Annotated in this window: 21 protein-coding genes; 7 read left to right on the top strand and 14 right to left on the bottom strand. The window is 46.0% G+C overall.

Going from position 1 to position 20871, the window contains the following annotated elements:
- Positions 1–7 precede the first annotated feature (7 nt).
- Complete coding sequence (locus AC6RV6_RS26635; RefSeq protein ID WP_500243922.1) at positions 8–190, bottom strand: hypothetical protein; 183 nt, start codon at positions 188–190, stop codon at positions 8–10.
- A 132-nt stretch (positions 191–322) separates the two neighbouring features.
- Positions 323–2818, bottom strand: coding sequence for an AAA family ATPase (locus AC6RV6_RS26630; RefSeq protein ID WP_500243921.1), 2496 nt, complete (start codon positions 2816–2818; stop codon positions 323–325).
- A gap of 183 nt (positions 2819–3001) precedes the next feature.
- Between AC6RV6_RS26630 and AC6RV6_RS26625 the strand changes: the two genes are divergently transcribed.
- Entirely contained in the window at positions 3002–3514 is a 513-nt protein-coding gene (locus AC6RV6_RS26625) for a glycine-rich domain-containing protein (protein WP_500243920.1), read from the top strand.
- On the opposite strand, the gene grxC is transcribed toward AC6RV6_RS26625, so the two are convergent.
- From grxC to aroC, 6 genes are all read right to left on the bottom strand, one after another.
- The gene (gene grxC / locus AC6RV6_RS26620) at positions 3493–3804 is read right to left on the bottom strand and encodes a glutaredoxin 3 (protein WP_500243919.1); all 312 of its coding nucleotides are present in this window, start codon (positions 3802–3804) and stop codon (positions 3493–3495) included. The genes AC6RV6_RS26625 and grxC overlap by 22 nt on opposite strands.
- A gap of 51 nt (positions 3805–3855) precedes the next feature.
- Complete coding sequence (locus AC6RV6_RS26615) at positions 3856–4785, bottom strand: isoaspartyl peptidase/L-asparaginase (protein WP_500243918.1); 930 nt, start codon at positions 4783–4785, stop codon at positions 3856–3858.
- Between the two features lie 28 nt (positions 4786–4813).
- Positions 4814–7018 carry a caspase family protein gene (locus AC6RV6_RS26610; protein ID WP_500243917.1) on the bottom strand — a complete coding sequence of 735 codons (2205 nt, stop codon included), beginning with the start codon at positions 7016–7018 and terminating at the stop codon, positions 4814–4816.
- A gap of 65 nt (positions 7019–7083) precedes the next feature.
- Positions 7084–8253, bottom strand: coding sequence for a sulfate adenylyltransferase (sat, locus tag AC6RV6_RS26605; RefSeq protein WP_500243916.1), 1170 nt, complete (start codon positions 8251–8253; stop codon positions 7084–7086).
- Positions 8254–8366: 113 nt separating this feature from the next.
- The gene (locus tag AC6RV6_RS26600) at positions 8367–9230 is read right to left on the bottom strand and encodes an MBL fold metallo-hydrolase (RefSeq protein WP_500243932.1); all 864 of its coding nucleotides are present in this window, start codon (positions 9228–9230) and stop codon (positions 8367–8369) included.
- 8 nt (positions 9231–9238) lie between these two features.
- Positions 9239–10333 (bottom strand): chorismate synthase, encoded by a 1095-nt coding sequence (aroC, locus tag AC6RV6_RS26595; RefSeq protein WP_500243931.1) that lies wholly within the window; start codon positions 10331–10333, stop codon positions 9239–9241.
- Between the two features lie 171 nt (positions 10334–10504).
- Here aroC and AC6RV6_RS26590 point away from each other — a divergent pair, with 171 nt between their 5' ends.
- Positions 10505–12319 (top strand): ABC transporter ATP-binding protein, encoded by a 1815-nt coding sequence (locus AC6RV6_RS26590; RefSeq protein ID WP_500243915.1) that lies wholly within the window; start codon positions 10505–10507, stop codon positions 12317–12319.
- Between the two features lie 48 nt (positions 12320–12367).
- On the opposite strand, the gene AC6RV6_RS26585 is transcribed toward AC6RV6_RS26590, so the two are convergent.
- The gene (locus AC6RV6_RS26585; protein ID WP_500243914.1) at positions 12368–13105 is read right to left on the bottom strand and encodes a tetratricopeptide repeat protein; all 738 of its coding nucleotides are present in this window, start codon (positions 13103–13105) and stop codon (positions 12368–12370) included.
- A gap of 22 nt (positions 13106–13127) precedes the next feature.
- Positions 13128–14531, bottom strand: a complete 1404-nt coding sequence (locus AC6RV6_RS26580) for an aspartate ammonia-lyase (RefSeq protein WP_500243913.1) — start codon at positions 14529–14531, stop codon at positions 13128–13130.
- A 171-nt stretch (positions 14532–14702) separates the two neighbouring features.
- On the opposite strand from AC6RV6_RS26580, the gene psb35 reads away from it, so the two are divergent.
- The 4 genes from psb35 to recO all read left to right on the top strand — a co-directional run bounded on the left by psb35 (position 14703) and on the right by recO (position 17129).
- Complete coding sequence (gene psb35 / locus AC6RV6_RS26575) at positions 14703–14918, top strand: photosystem II assembly protein Psb35 (protein WP_500243930.1); 216 nt, start codon at positions 14703–14705, stop codon at positions 14916–14918.
- A 131-nt stretch (positions 14919–15049) separates the two neighbouring features.
- Positions 15050–15523, top strand: a complete 474-nt coding sequence (locus tag AC6RV6_RS26570) for a tetratricopeptide repeat protein (protein ID WP_500243912.1) — start codon at positions 15050–15052, stop codon at positions 15521–15523.
- 55 nt (positions 15524–15578) lie between these two features.
- Complete coding sequence (gene deoC, locus AC6RV6_RS26565; protein WP_500243911.1) at positions 15579–16262, top strand: deoxyribose-phosphate aldolase; 684 nt, start codon at positions 15579–15581, stop codon at positions 16260–16262.
- A 6-nt stretch (positions 16263–16268) separates the two neighbouring features.
- The gene (gene recO / locus AC6RV6_RS26560) at positions 16269–17129 is read left to right on the top strand and encodes a DNA repair protein RecO (protein ID WP_500243910.1); all 861 of its coding nucleotides are present in this window, start codon (positions 16269–16271) and stop codon (positions 17127–17129) included.
- A 62-nt stretch (positions 17130–17191) separates the two neighbouring features.
- On the opposite strand, the gene AC6RV6_RS26555 is transcribed toward recO, so the two are convergent.
- Complete coding sequence (locus tag AC6RV6_RS26555) at positions 17192–18391, bottom strand: hypothetical protein (RefSeq protein ID WP_500243909.1); 1200 nt, start codon at positions 18389–18391, stop codon at positions 17192–17194.
- A 76-nt stretch (positions 18392–18467) separates the two neighbouring features.
- Between AC6RV6_RS26555 and atpD the strand changes: the two genes are divergently transcribed.
- Positions 18468–19856: a F0F1 ATP synthase subunit beta gene (gene atpD / locus AC6RV6_RS26550; protein WP_500243908.1), complete on the top strand. Its 1389-nt coding sequence runs from the start codon at positions 18468–18470 to the stop codon at positions 19854–19856.
- Between the two features lie 38 nt (positions 19857–19894).
- Here the strand turns inward: atpD and AC6RV6_RS26545 are convergent, their stop codons facing one another.
- The 3 genes from AC6RV6_RS26545 to AC6RV6_RS26535 all read right to left on the bottom strand — a co-directional run bounded on the left by AC6RV6_RS26545 (position 19895) and on the right by AC6RV6_RS26535 (position 20794).
- The gene (locus AC6RV6_RS26545) at positions 19895–20176 is read right to left on the bottom strand and encodes a type II toxin-antitoxin system RelE/ParE family toxin (RefSeq protein ID WP_500243907.1); all 282 of its coding nucleotides are present in this window, start codon (positions 20174–20176) and stop codon (positions 19895–19897) included.
- Complete coding sequence (locus tag AC6RV6_RS26540; protein ID WP_500243906.1) at positions 20173–20397, bottom strand: hypothetical protein; 225 nt, start codon at positions 20395–20397, stop codon at positions 20173–20175. The genes AC6RV6_RS26545 and AC6RV6_RS26540 overlap by 4 nt, the downstream gene beginning before the upstream one ends.
- Positions 20398–20500: 103 nt before the next feature.
- Positions 20501–20794: a nucleotidyltransferase family protein gene (locus AC6RV6_RS26535; protein WP_500243929.1), complete on the bottom strand. Its 294-nt coding sequence runs from the start codon at positions 20792–20794 to the stop codon at positions 20501–20503.
- Positions 20795–20871 lie beyond the last annotated feature (77 nt).

Here is a 20871-nt window from a genome sequence, read left to right as displayed (position 1 = left end):
CGAAATGCTAAGCAATCGCCAAAACTTTAAAGGGATCGGCTAAAGCGACTTCGACCCGAGGGCGTTGAGAACCATTGCTCGCGCCATTACAGTTGGGAGGAATACAAAAAGCAGCTTGCACTTTACTGGCTTTAGCAACACCATTGCAGTTGGGGGGAATGCAAAAAGCAGCAGAATTTTGGTTATTCATAATGTCCTTGTTTGTTGTTTTTAACGACAATCACAACATAAGCGAGGGGATGTTCTGGCAAGCAAATCTTACACTTGCCGGGCTCGAAGCCTTACCACATTTGCGTTCTCGCTTTGAGGGGAGTTTCGGTAATTAGGACGATCCCCGAACTTTCAGAGGGAAATTAGCAAAATTCCCCTCGAGATAAGTCCGCATTTCGGCGGCCTCCGATCGCATTCCCAAGGCCTCAAAATCCGCTAAGGCTTCGGCGGCGGCTTGTCGGCTTGCATCCATGCGATCGCGTCCTCGTTCTAAACGCGAGCGAGTGCGCTTGTGAAATGCCAGCGATCGGCGATCTTTATGGGATTGGGCGATCGGCCAGCTTTGGTTTAATAATGCTTCGGCTTGCTCTAATTCTCCCGTTATGATGGCAATCTCCGCCAGCCAATTTAAAATATAGACTTCGACTTGCTGCCATTGAATCTTTTGTGAACGAGCAAGCGCCTGCTGGTAGAGGGTTTTGGCTCGAGAAAAATCTTTTTGTTGGCAATAAATTCCCGCTTCGTAATATTGAATGCGAATCCTTTGATGTTCGTGAGGATCGCGATCGCTTTCTATTTCTGCTAATAATTTCTTTTCTTCTTCAAGTCGTTGTAGTGCCAAGTTCGAATCTTGTTGCGTGAAGGCTAAAATCGCCCTTGAATGTAGCAATTCTAAGCGATCGCCCAGTTCCATCTCCTTCGCGTCCTGCGCTAATTCGACAAAAATGCGCTCTGCTTCTGCGAGTTGCTCGGGTTTTCCCATTAACATCAATGTCCAAGCGCGATCGCTAAAGACTTCTCTCTCCATTTCGCGATCGCCGTGTTGTCGTGCCAGTGGCAACAATCCTGTCAACCAATTTAAACGCTCGTTCCAATAGCCGTAAATGTAGCTATAGCCTTTAATTTGTCGCCAAAATATTTTTGCTTCTTCAAAATGTTCTGTCGCAATACACCATTCAAAAGCACCGCGCAAATTATCCCAATCTCCTTCTAATTCACGATAATCGCGCCATTCTCGCCAATGAGATTCTGTCTCGATCGCAGAAAAGTTTAAATACCAAGACAACCAACGCGATCGCGCTTCCTGCTCAAATTGCGGATCGGTCGCGAGTTCGGCGATCGCGTATTCGCAGGTGAGAAAAAGCATGCGATATCGTCCCGCTTCCAATTTAAGCAAGGAAAGTTGTTGTAAATGCGCCAAACTGTCCGCCAGTGCAAAAGTATCCTCAATCCCAATGACCGAGGCGATCGCATCTCGGGTAGGAGGTGCGGTAAAAAGTGCGATCGCCATCAGTACGCGATGAGCAAGTTGCCCTCTCAAAGGTTGAACTAAGCCTTCTAAACAAAAACGAGCAATTTCTCCACTCGGTTCTCGCAAACGAGCGGCGATCGCTTCGAAAGGATAACCAGCAGCCAATTGACCAAGGGTATAAACGATCGCAAGAGGGTTACCTTCGGTTTTTTGATAGAGAGGTTGCAATTCTAGAGAAGGGAGTTGTACTTGCTTGAGTTGGGCTTGGTTTTCAATCAATTCTAAGGCTTGGTTTTTCGGCAAACTCTCGAGACGTATCGCTGCATCGAGTTGTACTTGTATGCGAGTCGTGAGCAAAACTTTAACTGTTGTCGGCAGTTCGTATAAAAAGGCAAGGATATTTTCAGGATCGTCGAAGGTGTCAGCATTATCCAACAATAATAAAGTGGGTTGATGCGCCAAACGCTCTCGCAGTTGTCGATATTGTTCGGAAAAATCGGTTCTGAGAATTCCCGGACAGTTTAAAGTACTTGCGATCGCGCGAAAAATATCGCCGAGATCCCGTTCTCGCTGAAAACGCGGTAAGAGTCGACCGGCTTGGAGTCGATGGGATTTAGCGCAACTAAAAACGATCGCTTCAAAATGAGGAATGTTTTCAGGGTTCCGGTTTTGACTGGCTTCTAGGCAAAGATGTGCCACTTCTAGCATGAGGGTGGTTTTTCCCACGCCTGCCATGCCTTCGATGCTAATGCGATGGATGGGGTTATCTGTCGCAAGGAAGGTTAATACTTGTTTTAATTCGGTTTGCCTGCCGATAAATACGGCGCGATCGCGAGCCGGAAGATTGTGATAAGGAGAGTTTGGGGTCTTGACTCGAGGTGCGGTTTCTGACTCAGAAGACAATTCGGGAATCGCTGCGGGACTTGGCGACTGGATTAACTCTCCCGTTACCTGTTTGGATTTTTCTGGTCGTCGACTTTCCCATTCGCGATCGAAGCGTTGGAGATTGGCTTCTCTTTGGTTATAGGGATGCCAGAGTTTGAGGGTGAAATGCCAGCGATCGGAACCTTGAGTTTGAGCGCGATTATCATCCAAGATTCCCAAAAAGTCATTCATGCGCGCGATCGCTTCTTTGATTTGTCCGCCCTTTAATTGGTTGGTGCGATCGCGCATTCCCGTCAATTGTTCGAGATAGCGAATTTTCGTTTGGAAAACAAGGCGAGTTGGCTCTTGTTTGTTGCAGTGGATCTTCAGCAATCCTTCCGTCTCGAAGTCATTGTCAGCAAAAGCGAGCAAACTTTCGAGAAGGTGTTTGGCTCGTTGTTTGGCACGGGGTCCATAACTCGGTCTAGCCATTTCTCATCTGAGAAAGATCTTACACAAAGTTGGGGGATATTTCTAAGTTTGAGAACTTCCCTTAACTCTCTATTTCTTATTCTACAAGACTTTCAACTCCTTGCAGCAATATTTTGCCTCCCTCTAACACCCCTCACTTAAATTAAGAGCGTTCCTTGCAATCTTGACGAAGGAGAGAAGACTATGAAATTAGAAGATTTATCGGAACGCGATCGCCAGTTTCTCACAGAACTCAAAGCGACAGATTTCGGACCGATCGCTTATAAGTTAATGAATCCCGAGGATGGTCAGGGATTAAACCTTGAGGAAACCACCCACGGGATCGAAGAATATCGCAAATTTCTCATCCTGCAATATTTTTATCGCGATCGCGGCATCGTCCCTACGCGAGAAATGGATAAAGTTTGGCACGTTCACATTCTCGATACGGTGAAATACCGGGAAGATTGTCAGCGTTTATTTGGCGAAATGCTGGATCATTTCCCCTATCTCGGACTGCGGGGAGACAGCGATCGCCAACTTCTCGATGACACTTTTCGCGAATCTTTGACACTTTACGAGCAAACTTTTCATCAGTCACCAGTCACCAGTCATCAGTCACCAGTCACCAATCACCAGTCACCAGTCACCAGTCACCAGTCACCAGTTGTTGATTCGCAACAAGTTCAAGAGCGTCAAGTGGCGATCGCGGGTTGAGCGAGAAGTTCGTCTAACTCCTTTTTGCCATTGAGTTCGTAGAGATCGTCACAGCCGCCGATGTGGCGATCGTTGATAAAAATTTGCGGAACGGTTCTGCGCCCGTCTGACCGTTCCGCCATTTTATCTCGTGCGGCATTGTTGCCATCAATTTTGTATTCTCGATACTTCACGCCTTTCCACCAAAGCAATAACTTCGCGCGAATACAAAACGGACAAGTTTGCCAAGTGTAGATTTCTACATCAGCTTTCACGCGATCGGGATGCCGTCCAAAGAGAGAATTAAACATTTTTGTGGTTGGTTATTAACTGGTGACTGATGACTGATAACTGGTGACTGTTCACTGATAACTGTTCACTGTCTCCTTTGCACCCCACTCGAGGGTATCGCCGATCTCTTTTCCATTATGATAGGCTGCCACTAAAAGATCGCAGGTTTTTCCCCAAGCGATCGCCCCCGTCGCATCCAAGGCGATCGCGCCCAAGTCTCGCTTGTTTTCGACACATTCTTGGATCGATCGCGACATGGCTTCGGCCAAAGATAATCCATCGGTAACTCGCACGACAATTTTAGCGGCCAAACACTCATCGATAATATCTTCACCAATGCCCGTACAACTGACTCCCGCTTTGATTGTGGCATAATTTCCCGCCGGCATGGCCGAATCACTCACCCGTCCGATGCGTTCAAATCCTTTCCCACCTGTCGAGGTGCCTGCGGCTAATTTTCCCTCGCGATCGAGAGCAACGACCCCAATAGTTCCCCGTCCCGCTTCTTCTGACTCGGCCAAGACTCCCGCCATTTTTTTCTGAAAATTATCCTTACGCTCTTCTGTCCATTCCTTGAGGCGCAAATCTGTCAGGGGATTATAGAGGGGAACTTGTAATTCTCGTAAAAGTTCGGTGGCACCATAGTCAGACAGCACGCGATCGCTTTGGGTTTGCAAAAACTCAGCCAGATCGATGGGATTTTTCAGCCGAGAAACGTTGATCGTCCCGCTAAAGCTTTGTCGCGTGCCATCCATCAAGGAAGCACTCATGCGAACTTGGCCGTCGGATTGTAAAACCGATCCCGTCCCGGCATTAAAGCGAGGTTCGTTTTCGAGAAGCCGACAACCTTGTACGACGGCATCTGTCGCACTTTTCCCTGCGATGAGGCGATCGTAAACTTCTCGGGCGATCGCGTGGAGAGATTGGCGGACCTCCACTAACCCTCCTTTTCCTTTTAAAGAACTGCCTGCACCGCCGTGAATAATTAATTTAGGTTGCATTGCTCGATCGCTACTCCTGCACTATGAATTAAATAACTTGATAAACAAAACGCAAAGCTGTCCATGCTTTGACATCTAACGCATAATCGTCGTCCGAGGAATTCACCTGACTGGCATCATTGAGATCTTGTAAGAGAGCTCGAGCGACTTCGAGGGGTTTTTCTGCCTCAATCAGTCGATCGCCCTGTCCGTGAGGGGTGGGAAGAGTTGCCAGCAGTTTTGTTAAATTCCCAAATGGCGATCGCGAACAAATAACAATGGTTTCTGCAATACCAAGAGGTGTTGCTGTAAAACCATTGAGAACCGATGCCGATTTTGGCAGGGACAATGTATGACCCGGTTCGATAATAATATCTCGTAACTCAATATCGGCATCGTTCGAGGCATTGTAAAGAACGAGAGGCATCCCTGTCGTGTTCGTTCCAACTAATGCTAAATAAAGAGGGCGATCGCCTGCATTTTCAATCTCGAACTGAATGGACTTGCCCGAGGGAAATGTGGGAAATGCCTTCTCAAAACGATTAGCTGGTGGTTTTTTAGTCTCAAAGCCCCGCGTCGCACGCTCGATTTTTTGAGACTGTTGTGGATCGACTGCTTGCAAACTGGCTCTGACGGCCAACTGAGACGAGGCTTCATTAACAATCGCCTGCCAGAATTTAACGGCTAATAAGGTATTAAATTTGGGCGTTAAGCGTTCGACTGCAGCTTTAATGGCTTCATCTCCTTTACCTAGGGTATTGGGCAAAGAAACGTAACCCGAGGAAAATAAGCCGTATCCTTGGGAGGCGGACTGTTTGGAGATCGCCCCGGTAACAGGGGCAAAAACGCTATTCGCACGGCTAAACAAACAGTCCGCCGATTCTTCTCCCGCCGAGACCACCGCAGAAACGGTCGAAATGTTGGCAAAGGCACTCGTTGCGTCAACTCGTTCGATGCGACTGAGCTTAGCATCTAAAGCCACGACTAAGCCAAGATTGCGGGGGAGAACGCGCAAGGATTCCCGAACGAGTTGGCCGGGGAGCGGAGATTTCTCTGCGTTCCTCTCGTTTTCAACGCGTTCTGCTTGTACCGTTAAACCCGATCGCGAGACGACTTGCAACGCGATCGCATTATCCGCTTCTCCTGCGATTAACTGAGAATTAGCCCCATAGTTTTGTAAGGCGGTAACGGGTAACCCTGGGAGATGAAGAGAAACCGTACTGCCATTACTGTCTGTGGCCGTAATTACCCCTTCTGCACCAACAGGGGATTCCGTCTGGGTAAAATAAGCGGGTGTTGAGGGATCGGTCGCTTTCTTGCCTAATTTTTGTGGGCGTTGGGAGCCAATTCCTTTCATTTGTGAGGTGCTGTGACTGAAAATTGTCTGAATGGTTGCGGGAGAGGTGGCTTGCCAGAGCGCTTGCACGAGGGTATAAGTGAACAATCCCGCGCTGAATTCATCCCAGACAACCTCGATCGCCGCTTCTCCCTCTCGGGCGGCTTGCAGGAGGATTCCAGGCACCCTTGATGTTGGATTGAGTTTTGTCAAGGATTCCAGACCGCCTTCGGGCAGAGCAATAGAAGCAGAAAAATCGATCGGAGGTTGAGAGCGCGATCGCCCATTCCCTTGCAGGTTTTGCCCATTGCCCGCATAACTGGTATCGAGGATCGTGGTGAGATTTTTCGTGGGTAGCGATCGCGCCCAAGAGAAGAGAGTTTCTGCTAAAATTCCGGCTTCCCCGAGCCGGTCTCCTGCAGTCAGCAAGTAATTAGCGAGGGCTGTCTCGGCTTGTTCGTCTGCCTTGATACCGAGGGCGACCGAAGCGCGATTCTCTGTCTCTGTTGAAAAAAGCGGAACGGAAACATGACTGCCATATCCACTAAAGTGAAAGACAACAATATCCCTCGCTTTCACTTGAGGGCGCAGATATTCCACAAACGCTGTTTCGATATTTTCTCGCGTTCCCTCTTCATCCGTCAGGACGAGAATATCTCGTGGGTTAAAACCAAAGCGATGAATTAACAATTCCTGTTGGAGTTCGACATCGGTTTTGCATCCTTGCAAGGAATCTGCCGTCCCATAGCGATCGATCCCCACCAATAAGGCGAACTTGCGCCTTTTCGATTGGGCGAGGGCTTGGAAATGGGAAGCAATCCCTTTAGTGATTAAGCGATCGCCTCCCACTGCACTCATTCCCGTGGCGAGGAAGGCCAGTCCAGCACCTTGTAAAAAAGTCCGCCGATCCAATCCCATAACCGTTAGCTCTGAAATTTCCGTTTTCAGCGTAGCAGGTTTTTGGGGGAGATTTTTGAGTTAATTCAGTTTTTTGCCTGCATGGCCTTGGACAATTCGGCGGCCACTTCCGGTCGAGAAAACTGGGGTGGGGGTAATTCTCCGCGGCGCAACATTTCTCGCACTTTTGTTCCGGAAAGATGAACGCGCTCTTCCGGCTTGCTGGGACTGGTTTTGGTGGTGGCCATCTGTTCGGTGCGGGTACAATAGAAGGCGTGTTCGAATTTCATGGGTTGAATGCCCATTTCTCCCGGTGCAAATTCATCAAAAATATGTTGAGCATCGTAAGTGCCGTAATAATCTCCAACGCCAGCATGATCGCGACCGACAATGAAATGAGTACAGCCGTAGTTTTTGCGAACGATCGCGTGAAAGATCGCTTCCCTTGGACCGGCATAGCGCATGGCGGAAGGATTGATGGCTAAAATCACCCGATTTTGGGGAAAATAATGCTCCATCATAATTTCATAGCAGCGCATCCGCACGTCGGCGGGAATATCATCGCTTTTGGTCGCGCCGACAAGGGGATGTAAAAATAGTCCGTCAACAGTTTCGAGGGCGCATTTCTGGATGTATTCGTGAGCGCGGTGGATGGGGTTGCGGGTTTGAAAACCGACGATAGTTTTCCAGCCCCGTTTTTGAAACTGGGCGCGGGAAGCGGCGGGATCGATTTGATATTTCGGGAAGAGGGGATGGGAATCGCGTTGGAGCAGCCAGACGGGGCCGGCGAGGTTCACTTCCCCTTGGTCGTAAATAACTTTTACGCCCGGGTGTTTGAGTTCGTCGGTTTTATAAACATTAATGGCTTCGTGAGCCTTGTTATAGCGATATTTTTGCGTGAGTTCTAAAACACCGACAAAACGACCGGAAAGATCGTCAAGACGCACCCAAGTCCCTTCTTTGAGAGAATCGGCAATTTCTTCGCTGACAGAAAGTGTCACGGGGATCGACCAAGGCAAACCGTTGGCGAGGCGCATATCGGTGACGACGGTTTCGTAGTCCTCGGCGGTGATAAAGCCCGTGAGGGGACTAAATCCGCCGATCGCGATCATTTCTAAGTCGGAAAGGGCGCGGGCATCCAGTTGCACTCGGGGGAGGCGATCGGCTTGCGCTTCAAATTCTCGCCGTTCGGCATCGCTGGCAATGCGGTTAATCAGATGGCCGCCGTGGGGGGGAATTTCTGGAGGAGTTGTCATACGATTTTGCGTTCCAATTGCGCTTGCAAGTCAATTTTATCAGGTGGTGCGATCGCTCCTCGGTTCGTCATGAATTCGCAATTGGCAACAAATGGAGGCTGCTCCATTTGTTCTTATTTATCGCTAATAATCACTTCTAATCCTTCCTTTGCCAAAATACTTCCCGGTCTGAGAATTTCCACTTCTTCAGCAATATTATCAAGTTGCTCGTCACTGTGGTTGGGTTCGTGGTGGAAAACGACAAATTTACTCACCCCCGCCGCATCGCAAACCTTCGCTCCCTCTTGCCATGTCGAATGTCCCCAACCAACCTTGGGAGATTTGGGATTGTGATATTCTTCATCGGTGTACATGGCATCGTAAATCAAAATATCTGCATCTCTGGCTAAATACAAAACATTTTCATCAAGGCGATCGGGAAGATGCTCGGTATCGGTACAATAAACTGCGGTATGACCGTTCCAACTGATGCGATAGCCCATTGCCCCATTGGGATGATTGAGGGGCATTGTTTCAATTTCAATATCTTCTAAGCGAAATGGTTGACCGCAAACAATATCTTGAAATTTTAATTTGGCCTTAATATCCGCCACGGGAACCGGAGAATTAACATGAAGAACGCGATGATGAAAATGGGTTTCCATATTCATCTCTTCGCCTTCTGGGGGAACTTGTCCGTGAATGTGAAAACAATCTTCTTCGCTAAACTCTGGGAAAAAGAATGGCACACCTTGGATGTGATCCCAATGATAATGCGTGAAAAAGACAAAGGCTTCTACGGGAGAGTATTTCAGCAAACGTTTTCCCAGCCCTCGCAGTCCCGTCCCCGCATCAAAAATGAGCCTGCGACCGCCCACTTCCATTTCCACGCAAGAAGTGTTACCACCATAGCGGATGGTTTGAGGACCGGGAGAGGGAACACTGCCTCGGACTCCCCAGAATCGAATTAAAAAATCAGAAGAAGAGATGGTTTGCATGGGAACACTTAAGGCGTTAACACAGTACATTGACCCCGATCGCGCAGCAGGTGATCGCATAAGACTAAAGCGACCATTGCTTCTATCATCGGCACGGCTCTCGGCAAAACGCAAGGGTCGTGTCGTCCCTTGGCGGCTAAAACGGTTGCTTCGCCGGAACGAGTTACCGTTTTTTGTTCTTGGCCTATGGTAGCAGTTGGTTTAAAGGCTGCACGCAAAATAATATTTTCGCCGTTGCTGATGCCCCCTTGCACGCCGCCGGAACGGTTGGTAACGGTACGAATTTTTCCCTTTTCATCGGTGTAAAATTCGTCGTTATGTTCTTTCCCCGTCAGCAGTGTGCCGGTAAACCCAGAGCCGATTTCAAACCCTTTACTGGCTGGAAGAGACATAACTGCTTTGGCTAAATCCGCTTCTAATTTATCAAATACAGGCTCGCCGAGTCCTTTCGGGACATTTCTGGCGACACATTCGACAACGCCCCCGAGGGAGTTCTTCTCCCGTCTGGTGCGATCGATGAGTTCGATCATTTGTTCGGCACATTCGGAGTTAGGACAGCGCACAATATTGCTTTCCACTTGTTCGAGGGTCACGGTATCGGGATCGACGATTGCTTCTAGGTCTTTGATTCGTTTAACATAACCGACAATTTCTACTCCTGCCACTTGTCGGAGGATTTTTTTCGCGATCGCGCCGGCTGCGACTCGTCCAATGGTTTCTCGTGCGGAAGAGCGTCCGCCTCCTTGCCAGTTGCGAATGCCATATTTTGCGTCATAGGTGGCATCGGCATGGGAGGGACGATACTTCTGTTTCATTTCTTGATAGTCTTGGGGACGCGGATCCTTATTCCGCACGAGAATAGCGATGGGTGTTCCTAATGTTTTGCCGTTAAAGACTCCCGACAAAATTTCGCAGCGATCGGCTTCTTTCCGTGGGGTCGTGATTTTACTCTGTCCCGGACGGCGGCGATCGAGGTCGAATTGGATTTCTTCTGGGGTAATTTCCAGTTGAGGGGGACAACCATCGATCGTTACGCCAACGCCGCCTCCATGAGATTCTCCGAAGGTGGTGATGCGAAATAAATGTCCGAAGGTGCTGCCCATATTCACTCGTGCGCGTTGGCTTTTAATGCTTTGCTATTTTAGCAGCGATTTGCTGAGGGTTTGCTAAAAGGGGAGATTTGGCAAAAAATATCAAAATTTGTATTTCGTTTGTAATATTTTTTGTAATATAATAGGAAAATCACCCAGAAATCGCGACCAACCCTAAAAACAGTGGCATCTTTTCGAGATTTATTGAACCATTACCGATCGTACCGAGCGATCGCCATTTTGAGTATTACCGCCTCGAGTTTGTTCGAGATTGCGGATTTGGCGGTACCTTATGCGATCGGACAAATTTTAAATGTTTTATCCGGTCAGTCCTTAGATAGTAGCGCCCAATTCCTTATAACAAATACTGCCAAGCTAACGAATCTGCCAGAGGGTCAATTTGTGGCGTTGGGGACATTGTTGGGGCTAATTTTCATGGTCACGGTGGTCAGAGCGCCCCTACAATCATGGATGGCGATTTGGTATCACTGGGCGATCGCTTTGAAGGTGCGTCGAGATTCTGCCCATCAGACCGTCAAAAAAATCCTCACGCTTCCTTTGGGGTTTTATGATGAAAACAACCCCGGTCGCGTCGCCGGAAAAGTGGCGCGAGGAATATCTAATCATATGTGGACATATCCAGATATTGCGGGACAGTTAATTCCCAAATTGATGCGAATTTTGGGGATTTTTGGGGTAATTTTAATCATCGAACGACGAATCGCGATCGCGTTTTTCCTGTCATTTATCTTCATTCTCACTTTTTCTTGGCGAAAATTGCGAAAATTGGTTCGCAAAGAAGAGATTTTAGATCGGTATGTAGAAAATACTGAAAGCCGGACTTCGGAAATTATTACCAATATTAAAACCGTGAAAGCATTTGCCAATGAATCTCAAGAGTTTTCTCGGCAAAAAATGCGATTCGATCGCGAACATCGGTTTCTCCTCGATCGCATTCATAAAGGGTATATGTATTTGTATACCCAACAGCAAATATTTATTCATTCTTGCGAGTTTTTGATTCTCGGTTTTACCCTTTGGGAAACTCTGCAAGGACGCATTTCTTTAGGCTATTTCGTAACTTGTCTGACGGTGGCGAGTATGGCTTATTCGGAACTCGATCCCCTTAGCGATCTAGCAGAAATGTTTGCTCGTCGTTATGCCTCAATGTTGCGCTTTCATGAGTTTTTACAAGAACCAGAAGGAAGTGATGCAGCAAATTTATTCCCAGAAGTTGCTGGGGAGAATTCTTACCATTTTACGGGCAAAATCGAGCTTTCTCGGCTGACTTTTGGTTACGATCGCGATCGCCCGATTTTACAGGATATTAATTTGCTTGTCGATCCTTATCAAACCGTGGCTTTAGTGGGGCGATCGGGGTCGGGAAAATCAACTTTAGTGAAGTTACTCTTTCGCTATTTTGAACCCGATTGCGGGAAAATTCTCATGGATGGTGAGGATATTCGCAGTTTGAATATTACTCGTTATCGCAAGCGGTTGGCGATCGTTCATCAGGAGGTGGATATTTTCAATGGCACGTTGTTAGATAATTTGGTTTATGGCAATCCTCGCGCTTCTTTTGCACAGGTAGAGGAGGCCTGTAAAATTGCCCGCGTCGATGATTTTCTGGGGGATCTTTCTGATGGTTATCAAACGATTGTTGGGGAACGTGGCGTGCGTTTGTCGGGGGGACAACGGCAACGAATTGGGATTGCACGGGCGTTAATTATGAATCCTGACGTACTAATTTTTGATGAGGCAACTTCGAGTTTGGATTACGAGTCGGAGCGTTTGATTCAATTGGCAATGCGATCGATTTTCGGCACCCGCACGACGATTATTATCGCTCACCGTTTGAGTACGATACGAGAAGCCGATAAAATTGTCGTTCTCGATTCCGGACGCATTGTTGAGGTGGGAAGTCATGCAGAATTGTTACGTCAACAAGGAATTTATCGACGACTTCACGCACTACAAGAAACAGGGGAGTTAGTTTAGTTTCGTTAATGTTGGTTTAAGCAGGAATCTACTGAAGAACAATATAATTTAAAGTCCTAATTCTTCTATTTTCCTCAAAACAATTTCGCGTTTTTCAATGACATACTGAAAATTAGGAGAAATTTCTAACGCTCGATCCAAAGAACTTAAGGCTTCTTGATATCGCCCTAAGTGATACAAGCTCCAGCCTCGAGCGTGCCAAGTGTTGGCATTATTAGCATTGATTTCTAAAGCGCGATCGAAGTCTGCTAAGGCGGCTTGATTTTGTCCTAATTTTTGATAAGACCAACCTCGTCCCGACCAATTGCGATCGTAGGCAGGATCGATCGCTAAGCCTTGATTATAAGCGGCGATCGAATCCTGATACCGATTGAGGTAATACAGTGCAGTCCCTTTCCCATACCAAGCGTATTGGGAATCCGAATTGATTTTTAAAGCGCGATCGAAGGCAGCGAGCATTTCGTTATAACGAAGCAATGACCACAATGCCCAACCGCGGCCACTCCATGCCTGAAAATGATTGGGATCTGATTGTAAAACGCGATCGAAAATATTTAATGCTTCTTCATAGTTTCCCTCAGAATGGAGGTCAAATCCGCGATCGATCGCATCTTCTACATTATCTTCTACATTATCTTCTACATTATTAGTTTGCCCGATCGCTGGCAGGAGAGGATATAGAGAATTGGGAATTGAAGCGATCGGAACAAAAAGCAATAATGCCCCCGTGCATCCCAAAGCAATGAATTTGAGTTGACGATGAATTCTCACGAGATGTCCTAGCAAAGTTAATCTCTTTCCATTGTATTCAAACTTGAGGAAGTTGGCTCATTTTTTCCAAATCGAGAACTTTTGCTAATTCTTCTTCGGTCATTAATTTCTGTTCTAAAACAATTTGACGGATCGGTTTTCCTGTTTCTAAGGACTCTTTTGCCACAGATGCCGCATTCAAATAACCGATATGAGGATTCAAAGCCGTGACTAACGCCAAACTGCCTTCAGCATAACTCAAACAGCGATCGCGTCGTACTGTAATCCCTTTGAGGCATTTCTCGCTTAATGCTAAAATTGCATTCCCTAAAATCTCAATCCCATTAATGAGATCGTAAGCGATCAACGGCATCATGACATTTAACTCTAATTGTCCCGCCTGTGCTGCCAATGCGATCGCGCTATCGTAGCCCATTACCTGAAAGCAAACCATAGAAATCATTTCTGCCATCACCGGATTGTATTTCCCCGGCATGATCGACGATCCCGGCTGTACTGGTGGCAATTGAATCTCTTTTAATCCCGTTTTCGGTCCCGAATCCATCAATCGCAAATCGTGGGAAATTTTTACCAGATCTTGGGCTAAATTTCGCAACGCTCCAGACACATTCACAAAAGGTGACATACTTTGCATCGCCGCCATTAAGTGAGGGGCGCTACCGAGAGGGAGATCGATATACTGCCCTAATAACTCCGCGACGCGAAAGCGATAGCGAGGATGAGTATTCAACCCCGTCCCTGCTGCACTTCCTCCTAATCCCAGCAGGTACAAGTCTTCTGAGGCATATTTGAGCCGCCGCAAATGATCGCTGAGGATCTTTGCCCATGCCCGAAATCCTTCTCCCAGTCGTACCGGAACGGCATCCTGTAAGTGAGTTCTTCCAGATTTAATGACATCCTGAAAAGTAAGAGATTTCTCATTCAATGCCGCGATCGCAGAATTTAGACCAGGATACAGGGAATGACTCAATGCCAACAACGCCCCAATCCGAATTGCTGTCGGGATCGTGTCATTCGTAGATTGACCATAGTTAACATGGTCGTTGGGACTAACACGCTGATAATCTCCCTTTTTTTCTCCCAAAAGTTCCAAGGCTCGATTGGCAAGAACTTCATTCACATTCATGTGATGAGAAGTTCCTGCCCCAGCTTGATAAATATCAACTACAAATTGATCGCGCAATTGTCCCTTGAGGATCTCATCCGCAGCTTTTGCGATCGCTGTCGCAATCTCCTCGGGGATGCAACCGAGTTCCCCATTGGCGATCGCTGTCGCTTTTTTGATTAAAATGAACGCATCAACATAGGTGGGGAGAGGTTTAAGTCCGCTAATGGGAAAATTTTCGATCGCCCTGAGAGTTTGAATCCCATAATAGACATTACTGGGGAGGTTGCGTTCTCCCATCGAGTCGCGTTCGATGCGGTAATCTGATTCGTTCATCCGTCTCCAATCAGGTTGCAGTGGCGTTAAAATTATCCTATCAGGTTGCGCGATCGCTATTTTTACTACCGGGAAACAGATCGAGTTCAAACCCCATCATCTCTTCGATAGACTGCGATCGGTCGAGTTTTGGTAGGATACAGAACAAGACATTTAAGCAAAACAGACATGATGAATTATCTTCTAGAAGCTGCAACCGTTAGTGGCAAACAATTCCCTCTTGCATTTACTGCTGTTTATATCATTGGTTTTATTGCAGCCGTGGGAATTGGTTCTATTGCTTGGTATAATTCAAAGCGTCCCGCCGGATGGGAAGATAAAGATCGTCCCGGTTTTATTCCCAATGTAGTGTCAGATAAAAAAACTGATGAAGGAAAAACATCCTAAGTCAAACGTTTCGTTTTCAGATTTGTATTGATTCTCTTCAAATAAAATATCTGCCTTTAAATTGAATTAGAAAGGCAGATAAGATTTTTTCTTCAGAAAATTTACTGTTGTTTTGTAGGAATAATTTACAGATGTTTGATAATCACTCTTTAACCCAAAAGCTCTTAGACAATCTCAAAGATTCAGAGGAAAGAATTCGCGAAAAAGCAACAGCTAAATTATGGATGCTTTGGTTTCGACAAAAAGGAGAAATTGGTTTAGAAACTCTGCGACGCGCTCAGAATTTCCTAGAAAATGGCAAACTGCAACAGGCGCACAATATTCTCAATGAGACTATTGCCATACATCCAGATTTTGCCGAAGCATGGAATCGTCGAGCTATTCTTTATTATTCCCAGAAAAAGTTTCTCAAGTCCCGAGAGGATTGCAAAGAAGTCGTGCGCTTGAATCCTTCTCATTTTGGAGCTTGGCATGGTTTGGGATTGTGTAATGCGGCTTTAGGAGAATACAGAGAAGCAATTTTTGCTTTCAAAAAAGCACTGGAGATTCAGCCTCATGCGATCGTCAATCAAAAATTAATTTTAGAATGCACGATGAGACTTTGACAGTGAACGGTTATCAGTTATCAGTTATTGTTAATTCAATGAGGTAGAGGAAAAATTGAGAGGAAATAACCATCTTGAAATTGATATTGCTGAATATATCGATCATGCAGTCCTGAATCCGATCGCTACTTCAGTAGATATCGATCGCGGCTGTTCGGAAGCCATACAATATAATTTTCCCACGGTATGCGTCTACCCTAATGCGGTGGGAAATGCGGTAGAATTTTTACATCAAAAATCTCCTCGAGTTTGTGCTGTTATTGGCTTTCCTACTGGTGCAACAACTTCAGCAACGAAACTTTATGAAGCGAGAGAAGCTGTTGCAAATGGAGCAACAGAGTTAGATATTGTTATTCCGTTGGGATGGTTAAAAATTGGTAAAACTGAAGAAATTTATCGAGAAATTGCGGAAATTTGTGAAGAAACCGGGCAAACAGTAAAAGCTATTTTAGAAACTTCGGTTTTGACGAAAACTGAGATTCGCTTAGCCGCAGAAATTTGTATGGATGCGGGGGTTGCTTATTTAAAAACCAGTACGGGTTGGTTTGGTGGAGCAACGGTCGAAGATGTTCGCTTATTAAAAGAAATTACAAAAGGACGAGTAGGAATTAAAGCGTCGGGAGGAATTCGCACCGCCCAACAAGCCGTCGATTTAATTCTTGCTGGGGCGACCCGTTTAGGAACCTCTCGAGGGGTCGAATTAGTTCATCAAAGAGAAGAAGGAATTAACAATCACTGATAACTGATGAGCGGAACGTATAAAGCAACAGGCATTAATCTAAAAAGTATTCCTTTGGGGGAAAACGATCGCATTGTCACGATCTTAACCTCTGAATACGGTTTGGTGCGAGCCGTTGCTCCGGGTTCGCGAAAGCAAAAATCTCGCTTACGCGGGCGAGTCGAGCCTTTTGTAACGAATGAATTATTAATTGCTAGAGGACGATCCCTGGATAAAATTATTCAGGCGGAAACTCTGGCTTCTTATCCCGGTTTGAGTAAAGATTTAGGCAAACTTTCGATCGGTCAATATTGGGCTGAAATTGTTTTAGCTTTAGCATTAAGCGATCGCGCTCAAGAAGAACTCTATTTGCTGTTTTGCGAGCATTTGCAGCGTTTGCAACCCATTAATCTTTCTGGCGATCGCGATGTCTACTCAGCGTCCCTTCTCGCCCATTTAACTCACGGTATTTTTCATCTTTTAACCCTCGGAGGATTGAGTCCCCGTATTCAACATTGTTGTTTGACGGGAGTCGCGATCGCGCCCATTTTTCACGATCCGCAATGGGTTGCGGGGATGAGTTTTGATGCGGGGGGCTTGCTGTGTTTACCTTTGGAATTGGAGCGATCGCCACATTCCCAAAAATCAATTACCGTTCATACTCGTCTCAATGCCCTAGAAATATTTCTCCTACAAACTCTTGCGACTGCTGAAATGCCTCAGATCGAGGCTGCGATCGCGACAAGATTTCCTCAGCTTCATTCCTCAACTTCTCTCAAAATAGGTTGGCTGGGTGTAGAGAAAGTCTTGCGAAATTATACGCAATATCATCTCAGTAAATCCATTCGCTCGGCAGTATTACTGGATAGTTTATTCGTTAATCATTGAATAAACCACTAGCCCTCGATCGCCGGATATCGATCGCCAAAAATCTCAGGTTTCGATAGCGATTATTGTCCCGTCCCATAAGGATTGGAAAAGCTATTAATCTCCCCCCCACTAATGCGATTATTGGGATTAGCTGGACGAGGAGCCGGGGTGGGTTGATTGGCTCGGGCGGGTTGTGCTTGAGAATAAGGATCGTTTAAAGGGGAAACAGGATTATTGTTATTAGGAGTTGGAGTTGTTGTCGTTGGAGTCGCACCTCTGGGAGAAACAAAGTCTCGACGGCTATTTTGTGGTGGAATGACCGGAGCAGTAGGAACTACGCCATTCACCCCATTAACTCCATTCAAAGCAGGATTATTAACATTTCGTCTCGTAGTTTGATTGAGAGAAGGTTGTACGATCGTTCTTTGTCGTGTGGAAGTCAGTCCGGGAACAGTATTGTTGAGATTATTTGTTACATTTGGCAAAAAATTGTTTGGATCGCTAGCCGTTTGATTGACAGGACTATTCGGAGTAAGATTATTTTGTCCCGTAACATTTCCAGAAGGTAGAGAGAGCGTGTTTCCTTGGGGTTGTATCGTATTTTCGGTTGCAGTTGGCGGCGGTTGTTGTAAAGATAAAATTTCCGCTTCTAAAGGAGTCAGATTGTTATTCCCCGCTTCTCCTTGCAGCATTCTGTCTAATGGAGTCGAGAGGGAAAGTGTATCTAAGTTAATTTGTCCGATGGGATTCTCGGGCTTATTTTTCGAGTCGCGATTTAAATCTTCGAGAGCAGCAAAATTCAATAACGGATTATTGGATTGAGAATCTTTTTTCTTATTTTTCGCTTCTTGTCTCTTTTTTTTCATAAAAACTTCTAAAGGATCCGGTTCTTTATTCTTTTTATTACGATCTTGAGTATTGGTTCGAGAGGAATTTTCCGGATCGGTTCTCAACCAAAAGGAAAGGTTTCCGGATTGAGCATCGGCTTCTAAATCTTCAAGGGTTAGATCGGGGTTTGCTTCTAATAGTTTTTCGACGCGATCGTCTTCCGTATTTGACCCTTCTAACCATTCGGGGTGTTCGATATAAACCCAAAAGGAAGTCATTAATAAGGCGCACATGAGACCAGAACCGAAAAATAAGGGCTTGATCGAATATCCTGTTTGAGGATTGGCGTTATTATTATCGGGTGGGGGTGGTGTTTGAGGGGACATGGCTTCTCGTGGGGAAATATCTTTCCTCCAGTTTAACAAGACTCGCAAGAAGTCTCTATTTCTCAAGATTTTGCTCTTGGCGATACGGCTAAAGTCACACTATGCGATCGCATCCCTCAAAATTTTTCCGCGAGGAATTGTAATGAAAAACGCAAATCTAGCAACCCAAGGCACTGTTGTTGCCATTCGAGGCAGTATTGTGGACGTTCATTTTCCCCAGAGCTTACCCAAACTGCACGGTTTGTTAAAAGCTGGCGATCGCGGCAAGGTTGCCCTTGAGGTGTCTGCCTATCTCAATGCGGAAGTGGTGCGTTCGATCGCTCTAACCTCCACCCAAGGATTAGCACGAGGATCTGTCGTCAGGAATACGGGACATCCTCTACAAGTTCCCGTGGGAGAACGCTTGCTCGGTCGGATGTTTAATGTTTTTGGGGACACCGTGGACGGAGAAGCACCTTTAGCTGAGGGACAATGGCGATCGATTCATGCCCATCCCATTCCTTTAAATGAGAGAGTGACGACTACGGAGGTTTTCCAAACGGGGATTAAAGCGATCGATGTCCTCGCACCCCTCGAAAGAGGCGGTAAAGCGGGTTTATTTGGTGGGGCGGGGGTCGGTAAAACTGTATTAATCACCGAACTGATTAATAATATGGTGAGTCGTTATGAAGGCGTGAGTATTTTTTGTGGGATAGGCGAGCGATCGCGGGAAGGCGAGGAACTCTATCGGGAGATGAAGGAAGCGGGAGTCATTGGCAATACGGTGACGATCTTCGGGCAAATGAATGAATCTCCGGGGGTGCGCTTTCGGGTGGGACATGCTGCTTTAACGATGGCTGAGTATTTTCGAGAGCAGAATAAAGACGTATTGTTGATGATTGATAATATTTTCCGGTTCATTCAAGCGGGGTCTGAGGTGTCGGGGTTAATGGGGCAACTCCCGTCGCGGGTGGGGTATCAGCCAACTTTAGCCACGGAACTCGCGGAACTGGAGGAGCGTATCTGTAACACTCAAACCGGCTCGATCACTTCCGTGCAAGCGGTTTACGTCCCCGCCGACGACTTTACGGATCCCGCCGCCGTTCACACTTTTTCTCACCTTTCTGCGTCAATTGTTCTCTCTCGCAAACGAGTGAGTCAAGGGCTTTATCCCGCGATCGATCCCCTGCAATCGGCTTCTAAGATATTAACTCCGCAAGTGGTGGGCGATCGCCACTATCAAACCGCCCGAGCCGTTCGTAAAACCCTCGCCAATTATGAAGAACTCAAGGATATTATTGCCATGCTGGGTTTAGAAGAACTGGCGCAAAGCGAGCGGCAAATCGTCTATCGCGCCCGTCGGTTGGAACGCTTTCTCACGCAACCCTTTTTTACGACCCAACAGTTTACCGGACTGGAAGGAAGGAGCGTCGATTTAGAAGCGGCTCTCGTGGGATGCGATCGCATTCTCAATGATGAGTTTTCCGACTATCCCGAACAGGCTCTCTATATGATTGGTAACATTGATGAGGCTCGCAAAAACGATCCTTAAAGTCTTGCTGTGCGGTAAAGTTTTAGATTTCCTTGATTTTAATAAACTTCATCGTGATTGCCTATATCAACTAAAATAATTAAATCGTCTCCAGTTATTTCATCTTTTTTTAAAGTGTAAATAATCCGACAATCATAAGCAACCGAACAAGACCATAAATTCTCTAATTCTCCTGTCAGCTTATGAGATTTTAAGGAAGGAGTAAAAGGATCGTTTGCTAGTAAATCCAAAGTTGCTAAGACTCTATCCTGCAATTTTGGATTTTTCTTGATTAATCGTTTAAATGCTCTTTTAAAACGACTCTCCAAAACTAAAATCATTCCTCTTCATCCTCAAGTAAATATGCTTTTATTTCGGCAAAACTTCCTCGCTTTGCTGTTCTATTTTCCACTGCTTTGAGTGCTATTCTTGCGTTTTCAGCAATTTCAGAACGTCGTCTTTCAATTCTTCTTTTGTGAATTAAATCGAATAAATAATCTTGATCGTCAAGTGATAAACTTTCAATGGATTGTATGATTTCTTGGAAAGAAGAAATAGCCATTATTCTTTACTCCCATTGGCAACGATTCAATTTTACCTCATATCTTCCTCGCGATCGATACATTCTAAAATATGTTGGATATAGACTCTATCTCGTTCTCGATTCATAATGGTTTTGTCTCTTTTAAAACTCGATCGCGAATTAAGGGACTCAAACCTTTTTCGGTGACAATATCGACTTTACAGTTCAATAAGTCTTGTAAATCCATTAATAATGCTCCCGGAAACCAAGGAGAGGTTTTTGTTAAATCATAATCGATTAACAAATCGATATCACTATTTTCGGTTTCTTCTCCTCTCGCAACCGAACCAAAAATACGCACGTTAAATGCCCCATGTTGGGCAGCAATTGCCGCGATCGCGTCTCGTTGTTCCTGCAAGCGTTGTTTGAGTTTCATTTGCATCGATGATTCCTCAATTTGGGTCTACCGAAGTTATTGTGTAAAGAAAATATAAATAGTACAGTAAAAAGAAT

This window comes from Spirulina sp. LEGE 11439, from assembly GCF_059821285.1.
Note: the sequence above shows the minus strand (reverse complement) of the source record. Positions and strands in the feature narration are given on the sequence as shown.